The organism is Nocardiopsis sp. CNR-923, from assembly GCF_001942255.1.
In the GTDB taxonomy this organism is placed as follows: Bacteria; Actinomycetota; Actinomycetes; order Streptosporangiales; family Streptosporangiaceae; genus Nocardiopsis.
In genome coordinates this window covers 1-7,392 of the sequence record NZ_MKKC01000150.1, presented here as the reverse complement: position 1 = coordinate 7,392, position 7,392 = coordinate 1, and the positions used below count along the sequence as shown (strand labels likewise).

The 7,392-nt window shown below is 65.2% G+C and carries 8 protein-coding genes and 1 pseudogene; 8 read left to right on the top strand and 1 reads right to left on the bottom strand.

Translation table 11 applies throughout. The annotated features are described in order from the left end of the window. Positions 1-301: 301 nt before the first annotated feature. The 7 genes and pseudogenes from BJF83_RS24975 to BJF83_RS24945 all read left to right on the top strand — a co-directional run. Positions 302-724 (top strand): hypothetical protein, encoded by a 423-nt coding sequence (locus BJF83_RS24975; protein WP_075928253.1) that lies wholly within the window; start codon positions 302-304, stop codon positions 722-724. Then, positions 721-2,502 carry a tetratricopeptide repeat protein gene (locus BJF83_RS24970; RefSeq protein WP_075928252.1) on the top strand — a complete coding sequence of 594 codons (1,782 nt, stop codon included), beginning with the start codon at positions 721-723 and terminating at the stop codon, positions 2,500-2,502. The genes BJF83_RS24975 and BJF83_RS24970 overlap by 4 nt, the downstream gene beginning before the upstream one ends. Positions 2,503-2,681: 179 nt before the next feature. Beyond that, positions 2,682-3,203, top strand: a complete 522-nt coding sequence (locus BJF83_RS24965) for a hypothetical protein (protein ID WP_075928251.1) — start codon at positions 2,682-2,684, stop codon at positions 3,201-3,203. A gap of 58 nt (positions 3,204-3,261) precedes the next feature. Next, complete coding sequence (locus BJF83_RS24960) at positions 3,262-3,624, top strand: hypothetical protein (protein ID WP_075928250.1); 363 nt, start codon at positions 3,262-3,264, stop codon at positions 3,622-3,624. Between the two features lie 55 nt (positions 3,625-3,679). Next, positions 3,680-4,168, top strand: coding sequence for a M48 family metalloprotease (locus BJF83_RS24955; RefSeq protein WP_075928249.1), 489 nt, complete (start codon positions 3,680-3,682; stop codon positions 4,166-4,168). A 290-nt stretch (positions 4,169-4,458) separates the two neighbouring features. After that, positions 4,459-4,947: a winged helix-turn-helix domain-containing protein gene (locus BJF83_RS24950; RefSeq protein WP_075928248.1), complete on the top strand. Its 489-nt coding sequence runs from the start codon at positions 4,459-4,461 to the stop codon at positions 4,945-4,947. 29 nt (positions 4,948-4,976) lie between these two features. Beyond that, a pseudogene (locus BJF83_RS24945) lies at positions 4,977-5,345 on the top strand (transposase); the annotation flags it as partial. Positions 5,346-5,618: 273 nt separating this feature from the next. Here BJF83_RS24945 and BJF83_RS27215 read toward each other — a convergent pair. Then, positions 5,619-6,749, bottom strand: a complete 1,131-nt coding sequence (locus BJF83_RS27215) for a hypothetical protein (protein ID WP_143832084.1) — start codon at positions 6,747-6,749, stop codon at positions 5,619-5,621. A gap of 206 nt (positions 6,750-6,955) precedes the next feature. On the opposite strand from BJF83_RS27215, the gene BJF83_RS24940 reads away from it, so the two are divergent. Continuing rightward, on the top strand, positions 6,956-7,195 hold the full coding sequence (locus BJF83_RS24940) for a hypothetical protein (RefSeq protein WP_075928247.1): 240 nt from the start codon (positions 6,956-6,958) through the stop codon (positions 7,193-7,195). Positions 7,196-7,392 lie beyond the last annotated feature (197 nt).

The window sequence follows — 7,392 nt, the reverse complement described above, 5'->3', positions numbered from 1 at the left end:
GTAGTGCAGGCGGCTTCGGGATGTCCGGGGGACCCGAATCTCCCTGCACTCAGCGGCGAACCTCCAGCTCACCCGTGCACGCGACTATGGACATTTACATCGAGGGCCGTTCCGATCACCTGTCCAACAAACGGATCGTTTGTTGGACACTTGCAGGGGAGGGGTGTTCGCGGGTGGGTGGCCGGATCGGGCCAGGTTCGCTTTCCCTCCCACGGGTGGGGAACGCACCTATTAGCGTGGGTGTCCCTTCCCAAACCCCCCGTGCCGTCGTGGTCGGGGTCGGGCAGATGTGGAGACGTTGATGGATCCGGTGATCACGACCCTGGCCGCCACGGCGGCCTCCACCCTGGTCCAGGCCATGACCACCGACGCCTGGGCTTTGGCTCGGGACAGGGTGGCGGCCGTGTTCGGCGGCGGTACCACCGTCCAGGAGCTGGAGCGGGCCCGCGGCGAGGTGGTCGAACACCAGGGCTTGGGCCCGGTGGTGGAGCAGGAGTGGCGGGGGCGGCTCACCCGCTACCTGGCCACCCACCCCGAAGCCGTTGCTCAGTTGCGGGCGGTCCTGGAGGAGGTGGCCCCGGACACGAACAAGGGTGGCAACAGCTACGGTGGCGACCACATCGACTTCTCCCACGGCCAGTTCCAAGGCCCGGTGACAGGTAAGAGCGTCCACCACGGGCCGGACGGTGGCGGCACAGACGGCCCGGGCGGGTCGGTGCGGTGAGCGGCCCCTCCTACGACGGCGACCACGTCGACTTCTCCGGTGGCAGCTTCCACGGCCGGGTGGTGGGTACCGAGGTGTACCACCACGCCGGGCCGACCCCGACCGCCCTGTGGGGGCTGCCCGCCCCGGCCACCGGGTTCTCCGGCCGCGAGAGGGAACTGACCGACCTGCTCGACCTCATCGACCCCCGCCACAACGACAACGGGCACGATCAGGACGGGGGCGGGGTGGTGGTCTCGGCCGTGTCCGGGATGGGCGGGATCGGCAAAACCGCCCTGGCGGTCGTGGCCGGGGACCGGGCCCTGTCCCGCGGCTGGTTCTGCGGGGCGGTGTTCGTCAACCTGCGCGGCTACGACCCCGACCCCGCCACCCCCGCCCAAGGTCTCGAAGCCGTCCTCCGCGCCCTGGGCGTCCACGGCGAGGACCTCCCGGCCGGTGCGGAGGAGCGGGCCGCCCTGTACCGGTCCCAACTGGCCACGACCGCGGACGAGCGGGGCGGCCCGGTGCTGGTGGTGGCCGACAACGCCTCCAGTGTCGACCAGGCCCGGGCCCTGCTGCCCGGAGGCGGCGGCCACCAGCTACTGGTCACCTCCCGCGACCCCCTGGACGCGCTGCACGCCCCCCGCCTGGGGTTGAAGACCCTGTCGGTGGAGGCGTCGGTGGGGTTGATGGCCTCGGTCATGGCCGTCACCGACAACGGCGACGACCGTCTGGAGGCCGAGCCCGAGGCCGCTCGGACGATCGCCACCGCCTGTGGTGGGCTGCCGTTGGCGTTGCTGGTGTGCGTGTCCCTGTTGCGCACCGACCCCGACCAGCCCCTGACCGAGCTGGCCACCCAACTTGCTGATCCCAAGCGTCGTCTGGGGGTGTTGGACGACGGGTACCGGTCGGTGACCGCCCTGTTCGACCTGGCCGTCCACGCCCTACCCGCCGAGCAGGAGCAGCTGTTCGCCCTGATGGGGATCGCCCCGGGGCGGGAGATCACCACCTCCGACGCCGCGATCCTGACCGATGCCACCGTGCAGCGGGCCCGCAGGTTGTTGGCCGACCTGGCGCGCGCCCAGCTCATCACCCGCACCCGCGGCACCGGCCGGTGGTCCATGCACGACCTGACCCGCGCCTACGCCCGCCACCACGCCGACGTTCGCACCGCACACAACCCCGACAGCGCCCAGACACAGAAGGCGGCGTTGGTGCGGTTGCTGGACCACTACACCACCACCGCCAACCAGGCGGACGACCACCTGCGCGCGCTGCCCGGCGACACCGTCCCCGACACCTTCTCCGGGCGGGACGAGGCGATGATCTGGTTGGATCAGCACTACGACACTCTCGTCGAGGCCGTGCACACCGCCAAAGCCATCGGCCACACCCCCACCGCCACCCGCCTACCCCTGAACCTGTCCGTCTACCTGGACTGGCGGCGCGCCTTCGACGACAAGATCACCCTCACCACCCTCGCCCGCGACACCTACCACCAGCTCGGTCACGCCCACGGTGAGGCGGCGGCGTGGAACAACCTCGGCTTGGCCCTGCGCGAGGTGCGCCGGTTCGAGGAGGCCATCGACGCCCACACCCGCGCCCGCACCCTCCAACACCAGGTGGGCGATGCCCACGGTGAGGCGCAGGCGTGGCACGGTCTCGGTTTGGTCCTGCAGAGGTTGGGGCGTCAGGAGGAGGCCCGCCGTGCGTTTGAGCAGGCTGTGCGGGGTTACCGGGACACCGGGGACGACCACTGGCTCGGCATCGTCGAGGGGTTGTTGGCCGATCTGGGGTAGCCGCTGCGCCGACCCAGTATCCCTCGGTGGGTGGTCGGGGGCCGGGTGCGGCCATCCGACCGGGTTTCGGTCCGACCCCCGGACGGGGAACCAGGACCGGGGTTAGCGTGTCTTATCCGGATGCGTCCCCTGGCGGGTCGCACACCCCTCCTGGTGTGAGAAGAGCAGGTGCAGCCACCATGACCGACACCTCACAGTCCCCTCTGGTGGAGCGGGCCACCACCACCCTGGTCCGCCACCTGACCTCCCCTGATGAGGCCGGCTGGCGCAGGGTCCGGGACGGGTTCGCCGCCTTGTTCGCCCAAGCCTCGCATGTGGCCGCCGCGGAGCTGGAACGCTCGCGCACCGAAACCGCCACCGACCCCGCCTTGGTGGCCGAGGCGGCCGGGGAGTGGAAACCGAAGCTGCGCCGCCTGCTGCGCGACAACCCCCAGGCGGCCGCCCGGTTGCGGGCCCTGGTGGACGAACACGGGCCCCACATCCCACGGGGGTCGGTGTCCAGCCAGATCGTGGGCGAAGTGTCGGGGACGGCGGTCCAGGCCCACACCATCCACGGCGGGGTTAATCAGACCCGCTTCGACGGTGACCACGTCACCTCTCCCACGGCACGTTCGAGGGTGAGGTCGTCGGTAAGAAGGTGGAGCACCACCACGAGGGCACCCGTGTGGACCAGTCTCAGGCTTGGGCGGGGCGGGATGTGATCGGTGTGCAGAACAACGACCACCCGGGCAGTGGTGGCGCGGCGTTCGAGGGCTGAGCGTGCCCAAGAAGAACAAGACCAGGAACAAGGGCAAGGGAAAACCCCGCACCCAGCTCCGTACCCGGGTCGGGCAGACCCACGCCCGCGCGGGTCGGGACACCATCGGTGTCAGTAACCACCACGGCGACATCAACCACTTCTACGGGGAAACGGCGCCCCAGGGCGCGGCGTCGGTGGCAGCGTCCCTGCCCGCGGTGGAGGCCGGCTTCACCGGCCGCCACAGCGACCTCGAACGTCTGCGGGCCGCGCTGGACCCCACCCAACCTGGGGGAACGGTGGGAGTGTCGGTGGTAGGGATGGGCGGTGTCGGTAAGACCCAGCTCGCCCTGACCGCCGCCCACCACGCCCGGAACCAGGGCTGATTGAATCTCCCCGGGTGTGATGGAGACTTCAGACCTTGGATAGGTTGAGTCCACCATGTCGAAGCGTTACCCCACTGAACAGCGCGAACGGGACCTCCTGGCCTCAATGGTCGCAGCCCTGGCCGTTGTCACTATGTCTCTGCCCTCGCTCGCCTGGTTGCTCCCTTCTGCCAATGATGCGGATAGGACCTTGCCCACACGGGATAACTCAAGCGTGCTGAGTGGGATCTTCTTGCTGTTGCTCGCCCCGCTAGCAGCGCTGGTGATCCACGTCGGAGTGGGGCAGCGACGAAAGTTCCATGCCGATGAGGAAGCAGCCCGACTTACCAGCGACCCGCTGTCACTGGCGTCTGCACTGCGAAAGATTGAAGAGGGAGGGCGCACCTATCAACTGTCGACCGAGGGGCCGTTGCTGGCGATTGGGCACATGATGACTGTCAACCCGTTCCCAAAGATCGGCATTCGCCGCCTGTTCGACACGCACCCGCCTATACCAAAACGCATTCGGCGGCTGCTGCGCCTGAACGCTCAGTTCAATCAATGAATTCCATCGACAGTTTGCGGTCAGTGATATCTCTCCTGAACTACTGGGTCCTGTCCTAGTACTCCAGCCGCACTTGGGGATCTCGGTCTGAGCAACCCCCGGACATGAGACGCCACCGCTGTGATCATGTGGGTGTGAAGAAACCAAACGATCGGCGGTGGCCGTGCCGCCCACTGTAACGGAAGTCGACCCCCAGGCGTGAGCGAACGGGTTCGACGACCTGTCCACCCAGGTCATACTGACCTTTGATGTGTGGGTTGACGTCCGGCTGAACTGGGAAAACCCTGTTCATGGAGCCTCCCCTCTCCTCTCCCCGCACCCCTGCCGAGTACGAGAAACGACGCCTGGTCGCCGCGGAGCTGTTCGACCGGGGCGAGCTGTCCCAAGCCGCGATCGCCCGCCTGCTCGGTGCGAGCAGACAAGCCGTCCACAAATGGCACACCGCCTGGAAGAGCAAGGGCCCCGCAGCGCTGGCCGCCCGCCCCCGCGGCGCCGAACCCTTCCTGAACGGCGAGCAGGAACGCGCCCCGGCCGCCCTGCTCGACTCCAACCCCACCGAGCGCGGCTGGCCCGACCAGTCCTGGACCCTGGACCGGATCAACCCCCTCATCCACGAACGTTTCCGCGTCTGCTACGCCGACCCTTCCGGGGTGTGGCGCCTGCTCCAACGCAGGGGCTCCTCCCACCAAACGCCCACGACCCGTGCCGCCGAACACGACGAGGAAGAGGTCGACCGGTGGCGCACCCAGATGTGGCCCCGGGCCAAAAGAGCACGCTGAAACCCGTGGTGCGTGGATCGTCTTCGCCGATGAGTGCGGCGCGGGCACGTCCCCGCCCACCCGCCGCACCTGGGACCGACGGGGCCGCACCCCGCTGGTGGCCACACGCCCGGGGCCGGCGGGAACGGGCCAACACCGTGGGATGGCTGTGCGTGCACCCCGCGACCGGGGCGGTGAAGCTGTTCCACACCGTGCGCACCCGCTCCCCGATCACCGCCGCGGTGCTGCCCGCCCTGCTGGGCCGGCTGCGCCGGGCGCTGCGGGGCCCGGTGGTGCTGATCTGGGACAACCACTCCTCGCACTCCGGGAAGAAGATGACCGCCCACCTCGCCCGCAGGAACTGGGTGCGGGTGGTGTTCCTGCCCCGGTACGCGCCCGAACTGAACCCGGTGCAGACGCTGTGGGCGCACCTTGAACGGGTGCTCAGAAGCCGTCTGTTCCGGAGCCTGGAGGAGTTGGAGGAGTTGGAGCAGGTGATCAACGCACATCTGCGTCCGGTGCGCAAACGCACGACCTGCTGCGGGGGTTCATCGACTCAGTCGGCTTGGAACCCTCACCGTTTCCGTCAACCTCATAATCAAAGATCAGTAGCACCCAGTCTCATCCGATTGCGTCTGGTGGCCCGATTGAAACCCCAAAACAAATCCCAGCCCAGGGAATACCATTTGCACTCAACCGGCGAGCACCGTGCACATAACATCCTGCAACAAGCGAACATAGGCATGAGATTCCATCTCCTCTCGCATCATACTGTCCATCTCAGACACCATTTCCGCATCATGAGTCCAAGGGTATTTATATGCCCCTGTGATATTGACTACATCGCCATTCACAAGGCCTGACTCGCGCAGTGTTCCCATATTTTTTCCCAGAGTGCTTCCTGAGAAATAGTAGGAAACATTCTGAAGATAGACAGACCTCCGGGATGGGCGTAAATCCCTGAGGAAGACCTCCCCTATCACTTTCCTCGCCGCGACCTGCATGTCCATATCAAGCGGCAACGCCACTTCCATCCGCTCGCCAGTACTAGTGAAGGCTACAGTTAAATTCAGCATCTCAGCATCTTCAGACTCCCATTCATTCTCAACCCCTGAACCCTCTAGCCTTTTCCCATATGCCGCTCCCTCGATCAGCGACAAGAGTTTCCCTTGGAGCCTTGCCCCTAAAATAAGCCTTTGCAGGGGCCGATCTTCGGTGGCATCAAAATGTACTCCAATTTTATTCGCCACCCACTCCTGATCAGGAATGGAGAGCTGCCCTAACGTCTCCTCAAGATCAGCAATAACCCTGGCCATTTCCGACGACCCTACTCGCTGACTCTGGCGATTCGTTGACTGGACCGACCGGAGGAGTGCGAAGCGAAAATTTTCCAGGAAAATCGACTCCTTCGGTTGCACATTCCTGGACGTCGTAATCTGATCGACTAGCCAGCGCCCCGCGATCTCTTGCCGGTAGCCTTTTCCCTTCTTTTTATTGTTAATCCGTTCAATTTCATAGAAATGAGTGCCGGAGGGAAGGGAAGTGACGATTCCCAGGAGTGCTCCCGCAGCCACCACTTGCCCCGCTAGAACATCTCCCGGATCGCTTTTGAGGTTCTTCTGCGCGCCCTCGACAACCCCTACGAAAATATCCCTCAGGACTACTATTCTCTCCGATGCAGACTCGGCATCATAAACTAGCGAATCCGGAACAAGGCTGAGCAACTCTCGACATCGTGAAATCGCACTATAAGTCGCACCGTCCTCTTCATTGGCAAGACGCTGCAGTTCGGCAAGCTGCAACCCATCAGCATCCTCTGCCATGACCTGATATTCCTCCTCGCAATCCCTACCTAGGTCCGGTCACCCTGCGAGTGTCACAGCGCATCCGAGCTTCGTCGGTACTTCATCCGACCCGCATCCTGGCTACATGAGTTGGCAGCCTCCACTCTTGTCATCAGGAGTCCACAAGCTCCGGCGGCGCCGCCTCTTCCTCCCCTGACGAGGGGAATACATGAAGGGGACCCTCGATGCTCATCCTCATCGCTTCCGTCCTGAGCCTGCTCGTCGGCTTCAGCGTACAGACGCTCCACCTCTACCACCAGCGTTCCAGCTGGCTGACTACGGTGATCAAGGATCGCCAAGCAGCCCAAGCTGACGCCTTCAGGTGGCAAGCCCTGGCCGAACGGCTCGGAAAGGAACTGTCCTTGCATCAGCAGATGCAAACTAACCAGTGCCCGTCCTGTCCATTGCGGCGCTCTAGCTCCTGAATCTCCCAGGGGCCTGGTCGGGCGTTTCCCCAAGGCCGGGAAGTTAGCGTTCTCGCAGGTCCTGCAAGCACATTGAGGGTTCGAAGCGAAAGCACAACGGAGCTCGTTGGTACAGGCAGTCGATCGAGACAGCTCGTACGTGAGGAGCTCCGTTGCAGGTTCATTTTGCCCTGCCGTCCACGCTGACTGCCATCACC

Coding starts and splice junctions, on each gene's coding strand:
- BJF83_RS24975 (WP_075928253.1), top strand. CDS start 302: ATGGATCCGGTGATCACGACCCTGGCCGCCACGGCGGCCTCCACCCTG.
- BJF83_RS24965 (WP_075928251.1), top strand. CDS start 2,682: ATGACCGACACCTCACAGTCCCCTCTGGTGGAGCGGGCCACCACCACC.
- BJF83_RS24955 (WP_075928249.1), top strand. CDS start 3,680: ATGTCGAAGCGTTACCCCACTGAACAGCGCGAACGGGACCTCCTGGCC.
- BJF83_RS24950 (WP_075928248.1), top strand. CDS start 4,459: ATGGAGCCTCCCCTCTCCTCTCCCCGCACCCCTGCCGAGTACGAGAAA.
- BJF83_RS27215 (WP_143832084.1), bottom strand. CDS start 6,749: ATGGCAGAGGATGCTGATGGGTTGCAGCTTGCCGAACTGCAGCGTCTT.
- BJF83_RS24940 (WP_075928247.1), top strand. CDS start 6,956: ATGCTCATCCTCATCGCTTCCGTCCTGAGCCTGCTCGTCGGCTTCAGC.